This is a genomic window from Kitasatospora sp. NPDC023118, assembly GCF_055560875.1.
Genome location: NZ_JBVHHW010000012.1, coordinates 162,289 through 178,480, shown reverse-complemented (window position 1 = coordinate 178,480; position 16,192 = coordinate 162,289). Strand labels below are relative to the sequence as shown.

The 16,192-nt window shown below is 73.2% G+C and carries 12 protein-coding genes and 2 tRNA genes; 10 read left to right on the top strand and 4 right to left on the bottom strand.

The window, feature by feature from the left end:
- The first annotated feature begins 89 nt into the window (after positions 1-89).
- The 5 genes from ACZ3UD_RS17995 (at position 90) to ACZ3UD_RS17975 (ending at position 5,106) form a co-directional block, all read left to right on the top strand.
- Entirely contained in the window at positions 90-1,070 is a 981-nt protein-coding gene (locus ACZ3UD_RS17995) for an ABC transporter permease (protein ID WP_465587934.1), read from the top strand.
- A gap of 18 nt (positions 1,071-1,088) precedes the next feature.
- Positions 1,089-2,147 carry an ABC transporter permease gene (locus ACZ3UD_RS17990; protein WP_465587932.1) on the top strand — a complete coding sequence of 353 codons (1,059 nt, stop codon included), beginning with the start codon at positions 1,089-1,091 and terminating at the stop codon, positions 2,145-2,147.
- Complete coding sequence (locus ACZ3UD_RS17985; protein WP_465587929.1) at positions 2,144-4,210, top strand: ABC transporter ATP-binding protein; 2,067 nt, start codon at positions 2,144-2,146, stop codon at positions 4,208-4,210. Before ACZ3UD_RS17990 ends, ACZ3UD_RS17985 begins: the two co-directional genes overlap by 4 nt.
- A gap of 98 nt (positions 4,211-4,308) precedes the next feature.
- Positions 4,309-4,382 (top strand) — tRNA-Lys (locus ACZ3UD_RS17980).
- A 73-nt stretch (positions 4,383-4,455) separates the two neighbouring features.
- The gene (locus ACZ3UD_RS17975; RefSeq protein ID WP_465587926.1) at positions 4,456-5,106 is read left to right on the top strand and encodes a GOLPH3/VPS74 family protein; all 651 of its coding nucleotides are present in this window, start codon (positions 4,456-4,458) and stop codon (positions 5,104-5,106) included.
- A gap of 24 nt (positions 5,107-5,130) precedes the next feature.
- On the opposite strand, the gene ACZ3UD_RS17970 is transcribed toward ACZ3UD_RS17975, so the two are convergent.
- Complete coding sequence (locus ACZ3UD_RS17970) at positions 5,131-6,015, bottom strand: alpha/beta fold hydrolase (protein WP_465587923.1); 885 nt, start codon at positions 6,013-6,015, stop codon at positions 5,131-5,133.
- A gap of 125 nt (positions 6,016-6,140) precedes the next feature.
- Here ACZ3UD_RS17970 and ACZ3UD_RS17965 point away from each other — a divergent pair.
- The 3 genes from ACZ3UD_RS17965 to ACZ3UD_RS17955 all read left to right on the top strand — a co-directional run bounded on the left by ACZ3UD_RS17965 (position 6,141) and on the right by ACZ3UD_RS17955 (position 10,060).
- Positions 6,141-6,214: transfer RNA gene (locus ACZ3UD_RS17965), tRNA-Lys, on the top strand.
- A 222-nt stretch (positions 6,215-6,436) separates the two neighbouring features.
- Positions 6,437-8,794, top strand: a complete 2,358-nt coding sequence (locus ACZ3UD_RS17960) for a transglycosylase domain-containing protein (protein WP_465587920.1) — start codon at positions 6,437-6,439, stop codon at positions 8,792-8,794.
- 126 nt (positions 8,795-8,920) lie between these two features.
- The gene (locus ACZ3UD_RS17955; protein ID WP_465587917.1) at positions 8,921-10,060 is read left to right on the top strand and encodes an EamA family transporter; all 1,140 of its coding nucleotides are present in this window, start codon (positions 8,921-8,923) and stop codon (positions 10,058-10,060) included.
- On the opposite strand, the gene lepB is transcribed toward ACZ3UD_RS17955, so the two are convergent.
- Both lepB and ACZ3UD_RS17945 read right to left on the bottom strand, forming a co-directional pair.
- Positions 10,023-10,874, bottom strand: coding sequence for a signal peptidase I (gene lepB, locus ACZ3UD_RS17950; protein WP_465587914.1), 852 nt, complete (start codon positions 10,872-10,874; stop codon positions 10,023-10,025). The genes ACZ3UD_RS17955 and lepB overlap by 38 nt on opposite strands.
- Before the next feature lie 148 nt (positions 10,875-11,022).
- On the bottom strand, positions 11,023-11,358 hold the full coding sequence (locus ACZ3UD_RS17945) for a chorismate mutase (protein WP_402820015.1): 336 nt from the start codon (positions 11,356-11,358) through the stop codon (positions 11,023-11,025).
- A 304-nt stretch (positions 11,359-11,662) separates the two neighbouring features.
- Here ACZ3UD_RS17945 and ACZ3UD_RS17940 point away from each other — a divergent pair, with 304 nt between their 5' ends.
- Together ACZ3UD_RS17940 and ACZ3UD_RS17935 are read left to right on the top strand one after the other, a co-directional pair.
- Positions 11,663-12,088: an OsmC family protein gene (locus ACZ3UD_RS17940; protein WP_380612787.1), complete on the top strand. Its 426-nt coding sequence runs from the start codon at positions 11,663-11,665 to the stop codon at positions 12,086-12,088.
- 530 nt (positions 12,089-12,618) lie between these two features.
- Positions 12,619-14,517 (top strand): putative bifunctional diguanylate cyclase/phosphodiesterase, encoded by a 1,899-nt coding sequence (locus ACZ3UD_RS17935; protein ID WP_465588090.1) that lies wholly within the window; start codon positions 12,619-12,621, stop codon positions 14,515-14,517.
- Between the two features lie 57 nt (positions 14,518-14,574).
- On the opposite strand, the gene ACZ3UD_RS17930 is transcribed toward ACZ3UD_RS17935, so the two are convergent.
- On the bottom strand, positions 14,575-15,666 hold the full coding sequence (locus tag ACZ3UD_RS17930; RefSeq protein WP_465587909.1) for an LLM class flavin-dependent oxidoreductase: 1,092 nt from the start codon (positions 15,664-15,666) through the stop codon (positions 14,575-14,577).
- Between the last annotated feature and the right edge of the window lie 526 nt (positions 15,667-16,192).

Sequence of the window (16,192 nt, the reverse complement as noted above, 5' to 3'; positions counted from 1 at the left end):
CACCTGACGCCCTGACCGGGCCCGACCGAAGGCCACCACCCGATGCCCACCAGACGCGTCGGCCCCGCCCCCACCCCGGGCGGCCGTTGATGCTCCGCTACCTGGCGAAGCGGCTGAGCTACTACGCCGCGCTGCTGCTCGCCGCCGTCTTCCTGGCGTACGCGATCTCCGCGAGCGCCCTGCAGCCGCGCACCTACTTCGACGCCAAAGTCCCCCGCCCGTCCGCCGAGTCGGTCGAGCGCCAGCTCACCGCGCTCAACCTGAACGACCACACCCCGGTGGTCGAGCGCTTCGGGCATTGGGCCGACGGCCTGCTCCACGGCGACCTCGGCCGCACCATCCACGACACCCCGGTCAACGACGACTTCGGCCGCCGGGTCTGGGTCTCGCTGCGGCTGCTGCTGCTCGGCAGTCTGCTCGGCGCCGTCCTCGGCGTCGCCGCCGGGGCCTGGAGCGCCGTGCGCCAGTACCGGATCTCCGACCGGCTGCTCACCGTGCTGTCCTTCGTGCTGCTCTCCACCCCGGTCTTCCTGGTCGCGCTGTTCCTCAAGAACGGCGCGATCGCCGCCAAGGACGCGGCCGGCCACGAGGTCATCCCGTTCACCGGCTACGAGACCCCCGGGCTGGCCGGCGGCCTCGGCGCCCACCTCGCCGACTGGGCGCTGCACCTGCTGCTGCCCACCGTCTCGCTCGCCCTCGGCGGCCTGGCCACCTACAGCCGCTACCAGCGCGGCACCATGCTCGACGTGCTCGGCTCCGACTACCTGCGCACCGCCGAGGCCAAGGGCCTCACCCGTCGCCGGGCCCTGCTCAAGCACGGGCTGCGCACCGCCGTGATCCCGATGTCGACCATGTTCGCCTACAGCTTCCTGGGCATCTTCACCGGCGCGATCTTCACCGAGACCATCTTCGGCTGGCACGGCATGGGCGAATGGCTGATCCAGTCGATCAACGAACAGGACGTCAACTCGGTGGTGGCGATCAACCTGTTCACCGCCGTCGTCGTGCTCGCCTCCGGCTTCCTGGCCGACACCCTGCACGCCGCCCTCGACCCGCGCGTGCGGTCCTGACCGGAGGTGATCCTCAAGATGACCGTCGTCACTGCCGAGTCGGCCGACCCCGGTTCCCCGGCCGGGCCTTCCGGCTCCTCGGGCGATGCCGGGCGCCCCCCGGCCACCGGGCGGGGTCGGCTCGTCCTCACCCGGCTGCTCGCCGCCCGCGGCGCCGTGGTCGGAGCCGTCCTGATCCTGCTGCTGTTCGTGCTCGCCTTCGGCGGACCGTTCCTGACGCCCTGGGACTACGCCACCCCCGACTTCACCGCACTGCACCAACCCCCCTCCGGCCAACACTGGTTCGGCACCAACGGGGTGGGCCAGGACGTGTTCGCGCAGACCGTCCGCGGACTGCAGAAGTCGCTGATCATCGGGCTGCTGGTGGCCCTCTTCTCCACCGTGCTGGCCTCGCTGGTCGGCGCCTGCGCCGGCTACTTCGGCGGCTGGACCGACCGGGTGCTGATGTTCCTGGTGGACCTGCTGCTGGTCTTCCCCAGCTTCCTGATCATCACCATCGTCTCGCCCCGGCTGCGCGGCAGCGGCTGGATCGCCTTCGTGCTGCTGCTCGCCCTGTTCAACTGGATGATCACCGCCCGGGTGGTCCGCTCGATGACCCTCTCCCTGCGCGAGCGCGAATTCGTGCGCGCCGCGCGGTTCATGGGCGTCCGGCCGCTGCGGATCATCAGCCGGCACATCCTGCCGAACGTCGCCTCCTTCCTCATCATCGACGCCACCATCGCGGTCGGCGGCGCGGTGATGAGCGAGACCGCGCTCTCCTACTTCGGCTTCGGCGTCCGCCCGCCGGACGTCTCGCTCGGCACCCTGCTCGCCGCCGGGACCACCGAGGCCCCGGTGTTCCCCTGGATGTTCTACTTCGCGGCCGGACTGCTGGTGCTGTTCGTGCTCGCCGTCAACCTGGTCGGGGACGGGCTGCGCGACGCCCTCGACCCCACCGCCGGGACGGCCGGCCAGAGGTCCGGTCGGTCAGGTCGTTTCGGCCGTTCCGGCCGCTCGGGCCGTTCGGGCCGTTCGGGCCGTTCACGTCGTTTCGGAAGTTCCAGCCGTTCGGGTCGTTCACAGAGGAAGAGCTCGTGACCACTGTTGTCGAGACCCCGCTGCTCGCCGTCCGGGACCTGCGGGTGGACTTCACCGGGCCGCGCGGCCCGGTGCCCGCCGTCCGCGGGGTAGACCTCACCCTGCGTCGCGGCGAGACGCTCGGCATCGTCGGCGAGTCCGGTTCCGGAAAGTCCGTCACCGCGCTGTCCGTGCTGGGTCTGCTGCCGGGCACGGCCCGGGTCGGCGGCTCGGTGCGGCTGGACGGCCGGGAACTGGTCGGGCTGCCCGGGCGGGAGCTCGCCGCGATCCGCGGCCGGCGGGTCGCCATGGTGTTCCAGGACCCGCTGTCCGCCTTCACCCCGGTCTACCGGATCGGCGACCAGATCGCCGAGGCGGTCCGCGTCCACCAGAAGGTCGACAAGGCCACCGCCCGCCGCCGGGCCGCCGAACTCCTCGACCTGGTCGGCATCCCGGCGCCCGACCGGGCCCTGGACAGCTTCCCGCACGAGTTCTCCGGCGGCATGCGCCAGCGCGCGATGATCGCCATGGCCGTCGCCAACCAGCCCGACATCCTGCTCGCCGACGAGCCCACCACCGCGCTGGACGTCACCATCCAGGCCCAGGTGCTGGACGTGCTGCGCACCGCGCAGCGGGAGACCGGCGCGGCGCTGGTCCTGGTCAGCCACGACCTCGGGGTGATCGCCGGGACGGCCGACCGGGTCGCGGTGATGTACGCGGGCCGGGTGGTCGAAACCGCGACGGTGGACGAGCTGTTCGCGGCGCCGCGCCACCCGTACACGCTCGGCCTGATCGGCGCGCTGCCCCGACTGGACGGGCCCGGCGGCCCGCTGGTGCCGATCCCGGGCGCCCCCGCACCGATGGCCGAACTTCCGCCGGGCTGCCCGTTCGCCGCGCGCTGCCCGCTGGCGGAGGAGCGCTGCTCGGCGGCGGAGCCCGTCCTGGAGGGCGCCGAGGGGCACCTGGCCGCGTGCGTGCGGTCGGCGGAGCTGGCCGAGCGGCGGCCCGCGCCGAGCGAGGTGTACCCGGTGCCGGAGCTGCCGGCCGCGACCACGGCCGGGGACCGCTCCTCGCGGGCGCCGGTGCTGTCGGTGAGCGGGCTCGGCAAAACGTTTCCGCTCCTCAAGGGCACGGTGTTCAAGCGCAAGGTCGGCGAGGTCTACGCGGTGGACGGGGTCGACCTGGACCTGCGGGAGGGCGAGACCCTCGGCCTGGTCGGGGAGTCCGGCTCCGGCAAGTCCACCACCCTGTTCGAACTGCTGAAGCTGGGCGCCCCGGACACCGGCCGGATCGAACTGCTCGGCCGCGACACCGCCCGGCTCACCCGGGCCGAGGCCCACCGGCTCCGGGCCGAGCTGCAGATCGTCTTCCAGGACCCGATGGCCAGCCTCGACCCCCGGATGCCGATCGGCGACATCGTCGCCGAACCGCTGCGCGCCCAGCATGCCCCGCGCGCGGAGATCGCCCGCCGGGTGCCCGAACTGCTGCGCCAGGTCGGCCTCGCCCCGGACCACGCCGTGCGCTACCCGCACGAGTTCTCCGGCGGGCAGCGCCAGCGTGTCTCGATCGCCCGGGCGCTCGCCGTCCGGCCGAAGCTGCTGGTGCTCGACGAACCGGTCTCCGCCCTGGACGTCTCCATCCAGGCCGGGGTGCTCAACCTGCTGCAGGCGCTCAAGGCCGAGCTCGGGCTCTCCTACCTGTTCGTGTCGCACGACCTCTCGGTGATCCGGCACCTCGCCGACCGGGTCAGCGTGATGTACCTCGGACGGACGGTCGAGCAGGGCGAGGTCTCCGCCGTCTTCGACCGCCCCCGCCACCCGTACACCCGGGCGCTGCTCTCCGCCGTCCCGCTGCCCGACCCCGCCGCCGAGCGCGCCCGCGACCGCATCCTGCTCGCCGGGGACCCGCCCTCCCCCACCGAGCGCCGCACCGGCTGCCCCTTCCGCACCCGCTGCCCGCTCCACGCCCGGCTCCCGGAGACGGCCCGGGCCCGGTGCGAACGGGAACGGCCCTCGCTCGACGCCGACCGGGCGGAGGCGGACCACCAGGCGGCCTGCCACTATCCGGAGGAACCCATGAGCTGATCACCGAATCCGACCACCAAGCCGATCACCCTCCGTCACCGCTCGAACGCGATTCGGCGGATCGGGTCGGCGGCGTGTACTGTCTTCCACGTCAGCAAGCGCCGCTAGCTCAGTTGGTTAGAGCAGCTGACTCTTAATCAGCGGGTCCGGGGTTCGAGTCCCTGGCGGCGCACATGGCAAGGTCTCGGGCCGTCCACTCCGGTGGGCGGCCTGAGGCGTTTCCGGGCTGGGTAGAGCTGGACTCCGTGACCCCTTTCGAAGCCCGCCCCCTCCCCGAGGAACTCCTGCTGCTCTGCGCCGACCCGGCGCGCGGCCGGTTCCGCAACCCATCCGCCTACCTCAACCAGGTGATCGCCGGCGCCGTCCTCGCCGAACTGCTGGTGACCGGCGCCATCACGGTCGAGAAGCAGCACATCACCGGCTACCAGCCCTTCGGCGCGCGGGACGAGGTCGCGGCCGGGATCCTGGCCCGCTTGGAGGCGAAGGGCAAGAGCCGGTTCCGGCCCTGGATCTCCCACGCGGTCCGCTGGGTGCCGGAGCGGCCCGGCTACCGGTTCTACCTCGACCGGCTGGTGACGCAGGGCTTCTACGCCGTCGAGGAGACGCGGTTCCTAGGCCTGCCGAGGCGGCGCTACCTCACGACCCGACCCGACGTCGCCCAGCAGATCCGCGCACGCGTGGCGGCCACCCTGCTGGCGCCCGACGGCGGGGTGGGTCGGCCGACGGCGGAGCGGGACCGGCAGCTGGCCGGCCTGATCGACGTGGCCGGGCTGGAACGCCGCCTCTACCCCGGCCGGGACGGCGCGCCGATCAGACGCGTCGCCGGGCGGCTGGCCTGGGACCTGCCCATCCCCCGGGCGGTGCGGGGGGTCATCCGGGAGATGACCAGCGACTGAACGCGCCGGCCGCCGACGGCGGCCTCAGTGGGTGTCCAGCACGGCGAAGGCCACCGCGTCCGGGCGGTCGAACATCACCAGGTGCCCGGCCGGGGCGGTCGTGCGGTAGTCGGCGCCGAGCAGGGCCGCGAGTTCCCGCTGCTCGGCGAGCCAGTTCGCGGTGCGGCGGTTGCGGCAGCCGTCGTCCGAGGCCAGCACGGTGATCGGAAGGTCCTCCGGCAGCGGCCGGGTGCGCCGCAGTTCGTCCAGCTCGGCGGCCATGTCGAGGTAGCGCCCGTGCTCCCGGAGCAGGGCGCGCAGGGCCCGGCCGGTGCGGTAGCAGTGCCGGGCCAGCGGCGCCGGGGCGAGGTCCTCGTGGCGGACGGTGGACCGCCGGGCCATCACCCGGCGGGCGGTCGGGCCGAACAGGTACGGCACCGCCAGCGTCCTTGCGGCGCCCGCCACCGCCCGGGCCGCCAGGTCGCGCGCGACGGGTGCCGGGTAGGGGCGGGCCGCCGGTTCGACGCTGCCGTCGACCAGCACCAGCCCGGCGGCCCGCTCGGGGTGCAGCCGGGCGAAGGCCTCCACGTGGAAGCCCGCGAGCGAGTGGCCGACCAGGGTGCAGGGGCCGCCCAGCCCGAGGCCGTCCAGCACCGCCAGGATCCGCCCGGCCTCGCCGGCCGCCGTCGGGGCGGGCCGCCCGGTGGCGGGCTCGGCGGCGCTCAGCCCGTAGCCGGGCCGGTCGAAGCGGACCACGGTGCGGTAAGGGGTGAGGAACGGGACGACGAGGTCCCAGTCGAACCAGCTGCTGCCGAGGCCGCCGGTGAGCAGGCAGACCGGGCCGTCACCCTCGGTGCGGACGTGTAGCGCAACGCCGTCGACGCGCAGGAAGCGAGCCTGCGGGTCGGAGGCGGTCGGGCCGGTGCGCACGGTTCCACCCTAACCAGCGGCGAACTCCGTCCCAACCAGGAGGAAACGGACGCCCGGAGCACCGGGCGGAGCGGGGGTGGTTCGGGGCACCCCTCGGGACCGTGTATTGTTTTCCGGGTCAGCAAGCGCCGCTAGCTCAGTTGGTTAGAGCAGCTGACTCTTAATCAGCGGGTCCGGGGTTCGAGTCCCTGGCGGCGCACAGACATTGGGGAGCCTCTCGCAGCAGCGAGGGGCTCCCCGATTTTTTGGCCCTCGACGTCCGTTTTGCGTGTGATGTCGGTCTCGATTGCCGTTCCGGCGGAGCCATTCGGCCCGCGCGGCTCGTCCTGGGCAGTAAACCGGAATCGGGACAAAGGTCCCCAACCTCCGATGTCCCCGTCTGTGCAGGCTGGCCTGGTCCGCCCGCAGGAAAGGCCGCGCTTTGTCCTCGAACGCCCAGGGCGGCGGCCGCACGCCGTCGATCAGTCTCCGGCCGGTCAAGCGGTTCAAGCGCTCCACCGGTCCGACCGGCGGAGCGGCAGGCGGCAGGAAGCCGCGTAGGCCCAAGCGCACCGGCTGGCGCCGACTCCTACCCACCTGGCGGCTGACCCTGCTCGGTCTCGCCGCCGCCCTGCTGCTCGGCGTCGGCCTGTTCGCGCTGGGCGTCGCGCTGGTGAAGGTCCCGGACGCGCACGCCGCCGCGACCGCGCAGAGCAACACCTGGCTCTACTCGGACGGCTCGGTGATCACCCGCACCGGCCAGACCAACCGGCAGAACGTCGGCCTGGACAAGGTCTCCCCCGCCGCCCAGCACGCCGCGCTGGCCGCCGAGGACCGCAACTTCTACAACGAGGGCGCGGTCAACGTGCAGGGCCTGGTCCGGGCCGCCCTCAACACCGCCAGCGGCGAGGGCACCCAGGGCGGCTCCACCATCACCCAGCAGTACGTGAAGAACACGTACCTGAGCCAGCAGCAGTCGATCACCCGCAAGGTGAAGGAACTCTTCATAGCGATCAAGGTGGACGCCACCGAGAGCAAGGACGAGATCCTCTCCGGTTACCTGAACACCTCCTACTACGGCCGCGGCGCGTACGGCATCCAGGCCGCCGCCCAGGCGTACTTCGGCATCGACGCCTCCGCGCTCAACCCGGCCCAGGGCGCCTACCTGGCCACCCTGCTGAACGCCCCGAGCGCCTACGACGTGGCCACCGCGACCCCGGCGGGCAAGCAGAACGCCGTCAACCGCTGGAACTACGTGATGGACGGCATGGTCAAGGAGGGCTGGCTCTCCGCCGACGAGCGGGCCAAGACCACCTTCCCCGACGTCAAGGACCCGCAGCCCAACCCGGGCCTGTCCGGCCAGTCCGGCTACCTGGTGGACGCGGCCACCCAGTACCTCACCTCGAACGGGGTCATCAGCGAGACCGAGCTGGCCAAGGGCGGCTACACGATCAAGCTGAGCATCGACCCGGCCCGCCAGCAGGCCCTGCAGGACTCCGTCCAGGCACAGCTGCACGACACCCTGAACCCGGACAAGCGGAAGAAGGACGCGGCCGCCCAGGCCGGTGCCGTCTCCGTGGACCCGAAGACCGGCGCGGTCGTCGCCCTGTACGGCGGCGTCGACTACGTGAAGCACTACGTGGACAACGCGACCCGGCGCGACTACCAGGCCGGTTCGACCTTCAAGGCGATCGCCCTGGCCGCCGCCTTCGAGAACAACGCCAAGACCCAGGACGGCCGGACCATCACCCCGTACACCGTCTACGACGGCACCAGCGGCCGCAAGGTCCGCGGCGGCAAGGGCACCCCGTACGCGCCGCCGAACGAGGGCGACAAGAGCTACGGCCAGATCAGCCTGCAGCAGGCCACCGACTGGTCGGTCAACTCGGCCTTCGCCCAGCTCGCGCAGGACACCGGACTGCAGAAGGTCAAGGACACCGGCGTCGCGCTGGGCCTGCCCGGCAACACCCCGGGGCTGGACCCGGTCCCGTCCATCCCGCTGGGCGCGGCCACCCCGAGCGTGCTCGACATGGCCGGCGTGTACGCCACGCTGGACAACGGCGGCAAGCAGATCACCCCGTGGCTGGTGCAGTCGGTGGACCGCGGCGGCGAGGCCGTGGCGCTGCCCGCGCACAAGACCACCCAGGCGATCAGCGCGGACACCGCCGACAAGGTCACCTCGATGCTCCAGGGCGTGGTGAGCGACCCGGGCGGCACCGGCTGGCGAGCGAAGGCGCTGGGCCGTCCGGCGGCGGGCAAGACCGGTACCACCGATGACCAGAAGTCCGTCTGGTTCGTCGGCTACACCCCCGAGCTGGTCACCTCGGTGGCGCTGTTCGGCCAGGACCCGGGCACCGGCGCCCAGGTCAGCCTGAGCGGCGTCGGCGGGATCGACGGCGCGGCGGGCGGGCAGTACCCGGCGCAGATCTGGACCAGCTACATGAAGGCCGCGCTCAAGGGCCAGCCGGTGAGCGACTTCGCGACCCCGGCGAACGGCGACGACTCCGCGGGCGCGACCGATCTGCCGACCGCCCCGAGCACGCCGACCACCACCCCGTCAACCGGCGCCGCCACCCCGGGCACCGGCACGGGCACGGGCACGGGCTCCGCCGGGGCGACCACCGGGCCGACCGCTCCCCCGACCAGCCAGCCGACCACCCAGCCCACCTCGCGGCCCACCGGTCGGCCGACCCCCCAGCCGACGCCGACCACCGGTCCGACCACGGGGCCGACCACCGGTCCGACCCCCCAGCCGACCGGCGGGACGGGCGCGCTCTCGGGAGCGGGAGCGGGCGGCTGACGTTCGGGGTCCTCGGACTCCGGGGACCCCGGGTGGGTGAGTGCGCCGTTGCGGACAGTGGGCAGCAGGACCGAATGACGAAATGGCGCCTTACCGAAGCGCCGGTCCGACTGTCACAATGCGTCGGTGCAAAGCTCAACGGCCTCGCCCACCCACCCTTCGGGCAGAACCCTCGGCCTCAGCCTCGCGCTGGTCTCCGCGTTCGCCTTCGGCGGCTCCGGCACCGCCGCCAAGCCGCTGATCGAGGCCGGGCTCTCACCACTGCACGTGGTGTGGCTCCGGGTCACCGGCGCCGCCGTGGCCCTGCTGCCGATCGCCTACCGGCACCGGGACGCCGTCCTGCGCCGCCCCGGCCTGCTGCTCGGCTTCGGCCTGCTCGCCGTGGCCGGCGTCCAGGCCTGCTACTTCGCGGCGATCTCCCGCATCCCGGTCGGCGTCGCGCTGCTCATCGAGTACCTCGGGCCGCCGCTGCTCATCGGCTACGTCAAGTTCGTGCAGCGCAAGCCGATCACCCGGGGCGCGGCCATCGGCGCCGGCGTCGCCGTGGCCGGACTGGCCTGCGTGGTCGAGGTCTGGAACGGCCTGAGCTTCGACGCCCTGGGCGTGCTGTTCGCCCTCGGCGCGGCCTGCTGCCAGGTCGGCTACTTCGTGCTCGCCGACGCCGGCCGCCGGGGCGAGCGCCCGGTCGACCCGATGGCCGTCAGCGCGTACGGACTGCTCATCGGCGCCGTCCTGCTCACCGTCCTCACCCGGCCCTGGCAGGCCGACTGGAGCCCGCTCGGCCGATCCGTGGTGATGAACGGGCACACCCTGCCCGCGCTGATCCCGGCCGCCTGGATGGTGCTGGTCGCGACCGTGCTCGCCTACCTGACCGGCGTGATCTCCGTCGGGTACCTCTCGCCGCCGATCGCCGGGGTGGTGGCCAACCTGGAGGCCGTGGTCGCCACCGTGCTGGCCTGGGTCCTGCTCGGCGAGCACCTGGGGCTGCCGCAGGTCGCGGGCGGTCTGCTGGTCCTGGCGGGCGCCTTCGCCGCGCAGATCAGCAAGCCGGCGGGGGCGGCGGGCCGGAGTGACGGTGCGAGCGAGGTGGTCGCCGGTGCCACCGCCTCGGGTCCGGCTGCTTCCGGCGCTGCTCCGTCGGGTGCCGCTGCGTCCGGTTCCACTGCCTCCCGGGCCCTCGGAACCGCTCAGGAGGGCCGGGAGCGGGTGGCCGCCGCCGATCGCGGGGTCAGCGGCCGGTCCAACCGAACCAGTCGAAGTGATTGAGCGGCCACACGACGGCCGACACCGGACCGACCACGTTGTCCACCGGCACGGCGCCGCCGCCCGGGCCCTGCCGGTGGTAGCGGGAGTCCGCCGAGTCGCTGCGGTGGTCGCCCTCGACCCAGATGTAGCCCGCGGGCACCTTCACCGGGCCGAAGTCCAGGCCCGCACAGGAGTCGTCACCCGGGTGCAGGTACGGCTCGTCGACCTTCTTCCCGTCGACGGTCAGCGTGGTGCCCGTGCACTGCACGGTCTCGCCGCCGGTCGCTATGACCCGCTTGACCAGGTAGTTGTCGTCCTTCGGAGGCACCAGTCCGACGAAACTGAGCACCGAGCTCACGGCGTCGGTGAACGGGTTCGAGTCGACGGGCTGCGGCGGCAGCCAGTTCCCCGGGTCCTTGAACACCACCGGCTGCCCCGGCTCCGGCTTCCAGCCGGTGAGCGGCGCGAGCTTGTTCACGCCGACCCGGTCGTCGACCCGCAGGGTGTTCTCCATCGAGCCGGACGGGATGGTGAAGACCTGGAACAGACAGGTCTTGATCAGCAGCGCGACCACCAGCCCGACGACCACCATCGCCGGCAGCTCGATCCACCACGGCCGGGGGCGACGCGCCGAGCGGCGGGCCGAGCCACGCGCTTTGCGACCGCGCGAACCGCCGGCCCGGCGACGGGCCTCGGCGCGGCCGCCGGGGGCGTCGGGTACGCCCGGGGCATCGGAGGCGCCGGCTGCGCCGCTGGTGTGCCGGGTGTCCTCGACGTCCCGCACGCCGGGATCGCTGGGGGCTCCGCTGGGCGTTTCGGGCAGGTTCACCGCCATCGTCGCTGCTCCACCTCTCCGGCTGGGGAAACCTGCACGCTACGCCAACCGGGGAGCCTCACGAAATCCGGCATTTAGCCGCCCCCGACATCACCGGACGGGGAGCGCCCGCTCGGGCGGCGTCCAGGGGGGCGCCTTCAGGGCGCCTTCAGGCGCGGGCGATGGCCTCGTGGTGGCGGATGACCTCGGCGATGATGAAGTTGAGGAACTTCTCCGCGAAGACCGGGTCGAGCTTGGCCCCGGCGGCCAGCTCCCGCAGCCGCTTGATCTGGTCCCGCTCCCTGGCCGGGTCGGCCGGCGGCAGCTTGTGCTCGGCCTTGAGGCGGCCGACCCGCTGGGTCGCCTTGAAGCGCTCGGCCAGCATGTGGACCACCGCGGCGTCGATGTTGTCGATGCTCTCGCGCAGGCTGGTCAGCTCCGCCCGCACCGCGTCGTCGATCCCCTCCGGCACGCCGGCGTCGGGGGTCGTGGGCTGGTCCGTCATCGGGTCGGCTCCCGGTGTCTGGGGTGGGCGCCCGGCCGTACGGCGGCCGGGCTCGGGCCCCGGCAAATCTAACAGGGCGCCCGCTCCGGACCCGCACCGTTCGGCGGAACCGTCCGGCATCCGGACAGCCCGGTGGGAGCGTCCCATCGGGCCACCGGTCTGTCCGTCAGCCGACGGGCCGTCCGACGCCCGGCCCCGACGCCCGGCCCCGGCGCCCGCTCCCGGGGCGGGGCTGCCCGTAGGCTGGTGCGTGCATGACCGGAAGTGACGACTCAGCAGTCCCTCAGTAGTGGAGGAACCGATCGTGGCAACCACCCGCACCGCCCGTACCGCCTGGGAGGGCAACCTCCTCAACGGCAAGGGTCAGGTGACCTTCGCCTCCTCCGGGATCGGCGAGTACCCCGTCTCCTGGGCGGCCCGCGCCGAGGAACCCAACGGCAAGACCAGCCCCGAGGAACTCATCGCGGCCGCCCACTCGGCCTGCTTCTCGATGGCCCTCTCGAACGGCCTGACCAAGGCCGGCAACCCGCCCGCCAAGCTCGACACCCAGGCCGACGTCACCTTCCAGCCCGGCACCGGCATCACCGGCATCCACCTGACCGTCACCGGCGACGTACCCGGCCTGGACGAGGCCGGCTTCGTGAAGGCCGCCGAGGATGCCAAGGTCAACTGCCCGGTCAGCCAGGCCCTGACCGGCACCACCATCACCCTCACGGCCAAGCTGGCCTGACCCCCTCCCCCGGCTCGTCCGGGGCGCACCCGGCCACGCCCTCGGCGCGCAACCCGCGCCCGGGGCGTGGCCTCGGCGCACGCGCTCCCGGCGCACCTCACGTGCTGCGCACCAAGGGCGTCTGAACGTTCCGCCATACATGATCACAAAAGGGGACGAATCACCCTGGCGGCGGTCACCGCGCGTTGTCGCCGCGACCTATGATCGGCCGAAGCGCCCTGTTCTTCGCGTGGATCCCCGCGCGACAGCGCCCCACGGCGGTCGCCCGCAGCGGACCGGCTCCGAGGACCGTGACAGAGCGCGGAGCCGGCCGCCGGAGTCCCGACCGGCCCGGCGGACCATCGTCAAGCGTCAGCAGCGGACGGGAGCATGCCGTGCCGGGCCAGAACGAGGGGGCCGACGCACACCACCCAGGCGTGCGACACGAGGAATCGTCACACCACCGCCACCTCACCGCGCCGGTCCTCGATCCGGCTTCTGCTCCCTCGGCTGCGTCGGCTACCGCCTGCCGCACCCTGGAGGGCCCCGAGGTGCTGCTCTGCCCCACCTGCTCGGCCCCGTTGACCGGCGGCCCCCATCTGGGCGCCGCCGACGCCTCCGGCCGGGAGAGCGGCGGCAGCGACCGGCTGCTGGCGGCCCTGCGGGCCAGCGAGTCCCGGTTCCGGGCCGCCTTCTGCGACGCCGTCATCGGCATGGCCCTGATCGACCCCGAGGACCGGATCATCGAGGTCAACCCGGCCTTCGCAACGCTGATCGGACGGGGCGTCGGCGAACTGGTCCGCACCCACCTGCACGAGATCATCGACCCGGAGGGCATGCCGCCTCGGCTCTTCACCGAACTCGTCCACGGTGAGCGGGAACGGTTCCGCGTCGAGAAACAGCTCAAGCACCGCGAGGGCCATACGGTCTGGAGCAAGGTGACCGTCTCCCTGATCCGGGACGGCGCCGGGCAGCCGCTCTACACCCTCGCGCTGGTGGAGGACATCACCGAACAACGCAGGCTCGGTGACCGCCTGGAGTACCAAGCCCTGCACGACCCGCTGACCCGGCTGCCCAACCGGACCTTCTTCTTCGAACGGCTCGACGCGGCCTGCCTCACCGGCACCGAGGTCCCCGGATGCGGCGGGGGCCCCGACCGTCCCGTGGCGGCGGCGGACGGACGCCGGGTGGGCGTCTGCTACCTGGACCTCGACGGCTTCGCGGCGATCAACGAGACCCTCGGCCACCACATCGGCGACCAGCTGCTGATCGCCGTCGCTGGCCGGCTGCGGGGCGGACTCGCCGAACGCGACGCCCACCTGGTGGCCCGGATGGGAGGCGACGAGTTCGCCGTCCTGGTCACCGACAGCATCGGCAGCGAGCAGCTGACCGCGCTCGCCGGGCGGATCCTGGAGGTGCTGGAACGTCCCTTCGACGTCGCCGGGCACCGGCTGGTGATCACCGCCAGCGTGGGCGTCGTCGAACGCTCGGTGCACGAGACCACCCCGACCGACCTGGTCAAGGACGCCGACGCCACCCTCTACTGGTCCAAGGCCGACGGCCGCGCCCGCTGGACCCTCTACGACCCGGACCGCGGCGCCCACCAGCTCACCCGCCAACTGCTCGCCACCGCGCTGCGGCCGGCCCTGGAGCGCGGCGAGTTCAGCGTCGAGTACCAGCCCCTGGTCGGCCTGGCCGACGGCGCGGTGCACGGCGCCGAGGCCCTGGTCCGCTGGCGCCACCCCCGCTACGGGACGATCTCCCCGGACCGCTTCATCCCGCTCGCCGAGGAGTCCGGCGCGATCGTGCCGCTCGGCACCTGGGTGCTGGAGGAGTCCTGCCGCCAGGCCAAGCAGTGGCTCACCGAATTCCCCGACACCGAGACCTTCGTGAGCGTCAACCTGGCGGCCCGGCAGATCTGGGACTCCGACGTGGTGGCCGACGTCGCCCGGGTCCTCGAACGCACCGGCCTGCCGGCCCGGCTGCTCCAGCTGGAGATCACCGAGAGCGCCCTGCTCGGCCCCGGTGGGCGCCCGCTGCAGGCCCTGCAGGCGCTGGCCGACATGGGGGTGCGGATCGCGATCGACGACTTCGGCACCGGCTACTCCAACCTGGCCTACCTCTCCCGGCTGCCGGTGCACGTCCTGAAGCTCGACGGCACCTTCATCGAGGGCTTCCGCGACCCGGCCCCGACGGACCGCCCGCCCAGGCCGGAGCTCCGCTCCCGCCGCAGCGACGCCGACGAGCAGATCGTCGGCGCGATGGTGCAGCTGGCCCACACCCTCGGCCTGACCGTCACCGCCGAGGGCATCGAGAGCGCCGCCCAGGCCGAGCGGCTGCGACTGACCGGCTGCGACACCGCCCAGGGCTGGTACTTCGCCCGGCCCGGCGAGGCCGAGCTGGTCGCGGCGATACTCCGGGAGGGCCGCCCCACCCCGCACGGCCGTTAGGGCACGGGCGGGGCGGGGCGGTTTCCGCCGGGGCGGGGTGCGGCAAGGCGGTTGCCGTCAGGCGGTTGCCGTCAGACCGTACGCCTCGGCGATCAGGCCGTAGGAGCGGAGCCGGGCCTCGTGGCCGTGGATGTGCGAGGTGACCATCAACTCGTTCACCCCGGTCCGCTTGCGCAGGGCCTCCAGGCCGTCCGCGACCTGACCCGGGTCGCCCAGCACCACGTTGTCGAGCCAGCTGTCGATGAAGTCCTCCTCGACCGGGCTGTACGGGTACTCCTCGGCCTCCTCCGGGGTCGGGATCGGGCCGGGGTTGCCGCGCCGGAGCCGGAGCATGCCGAGCGCAGCGGAGCGGGCGAGACGGCGGGCGGTGGGCTCGTCGTCGGCGGCGACGGCACTCACGCCGATCAGCGCGTACGGCTCGGTGAGCACGTCGGAGGGGCGGAAGGACGTCTGGTACAGGTCCAGGGCCGGGATGGTGTTGGCGCTGCTGAAGTGGTGGGCGAAGGCGAACGGGAGGCCGAGCCGGCCCGCCAGCTGGGCACTGAAGCCGGAGGAGCCGAGCAGCCAGACCGGCGGGCGACCCTCGCCCTTGGGGACGGCGGTCAGCCGCGCGTACGGGTGGCCGGCCGGGAAGTCACCGTCGAGGAAGTGGGTCAGCTCGGCGAGCTGCTGCGGGAAGTCGTCCGCGCCCTCGGCGAGGCCGCGGCGCAGCGCCCGGGCGGTGGCCGGGTCGGTGCCGGGGGCGCGGCCGAGCCCGAGGTCGATCCGGCCGGGGTGCAGGGCCTCCAGCAGGCCGAACTGCTCGGCGACGGTCAGCGGGGCGTGGTTGGGGAGCATGACCCCGCCCGAGCCGAGCCGCAGCGTGGTGGTGTTGGCACCGAGGTGGGCGAGCAGGACGGCCGGGGTCGAGCTGGCCACCCCGGGCATGCCGTGGTGCTCGGCCACCCAGAAGCGGTGGTACCCCCACTGCTCGGCCCGGCGGGCCAACTCGGTGGTGGCGGCCAGGGCTTCGGCGGGCGTGTAGCCGACGCCGACGGTGGCCAGGTCGAGGATCGAGAGCGGGGCGGGTGCCGTGCCGCGGGCGCTGCCGCGGATCGCCGCGCCGATCGGCGGCTCGGTTCCGTGCTCCTGCTGGTCCTCGGTGGTCATGCCGTCCGCCCTCCTGGCTGTTCTTGATCCGGCTGTACTCCGAGCCGGCCGTCCTGGGCGGCCGCACGGGTCGCGGACGGCCCGGCGGTCGCTACTGCCGACCGGGGTCAACCACGCTTCCGGGCTCGCTGTTCCCAGCGGGCCCGCCCGATCCGGGTACGGTTCGACCGTTCCGCCCGGTACCACCCGCACGGCCGACCGGCCGCTCGATCGACAGAGAGCCAGCGGCCGGACACGGATGGCGACTTCACGCCAGGAACGGAAGTCGCCAGCTCCGGGGCTCGCGATCCGCGACCGGCATCCGGCAGGCTGGTGATCAGGAGCGGGTCACCCAACGGGATCCGCGTTCCGCCAGCAAGATCGCCGGGCTGGACCAGCGCCGAACGATCCCTGCGAGCCCTCGGCGCGGCACCCCGCCCCGGGGGCTCGTGCCATTTCCGGCCCTTCCGCCCGACCGCCTCCCCCGGCGTGATCCTCCGCATACCGGGGCGCTTCATGACATGAAAAGTCGAGGCGCTAGCGTTGG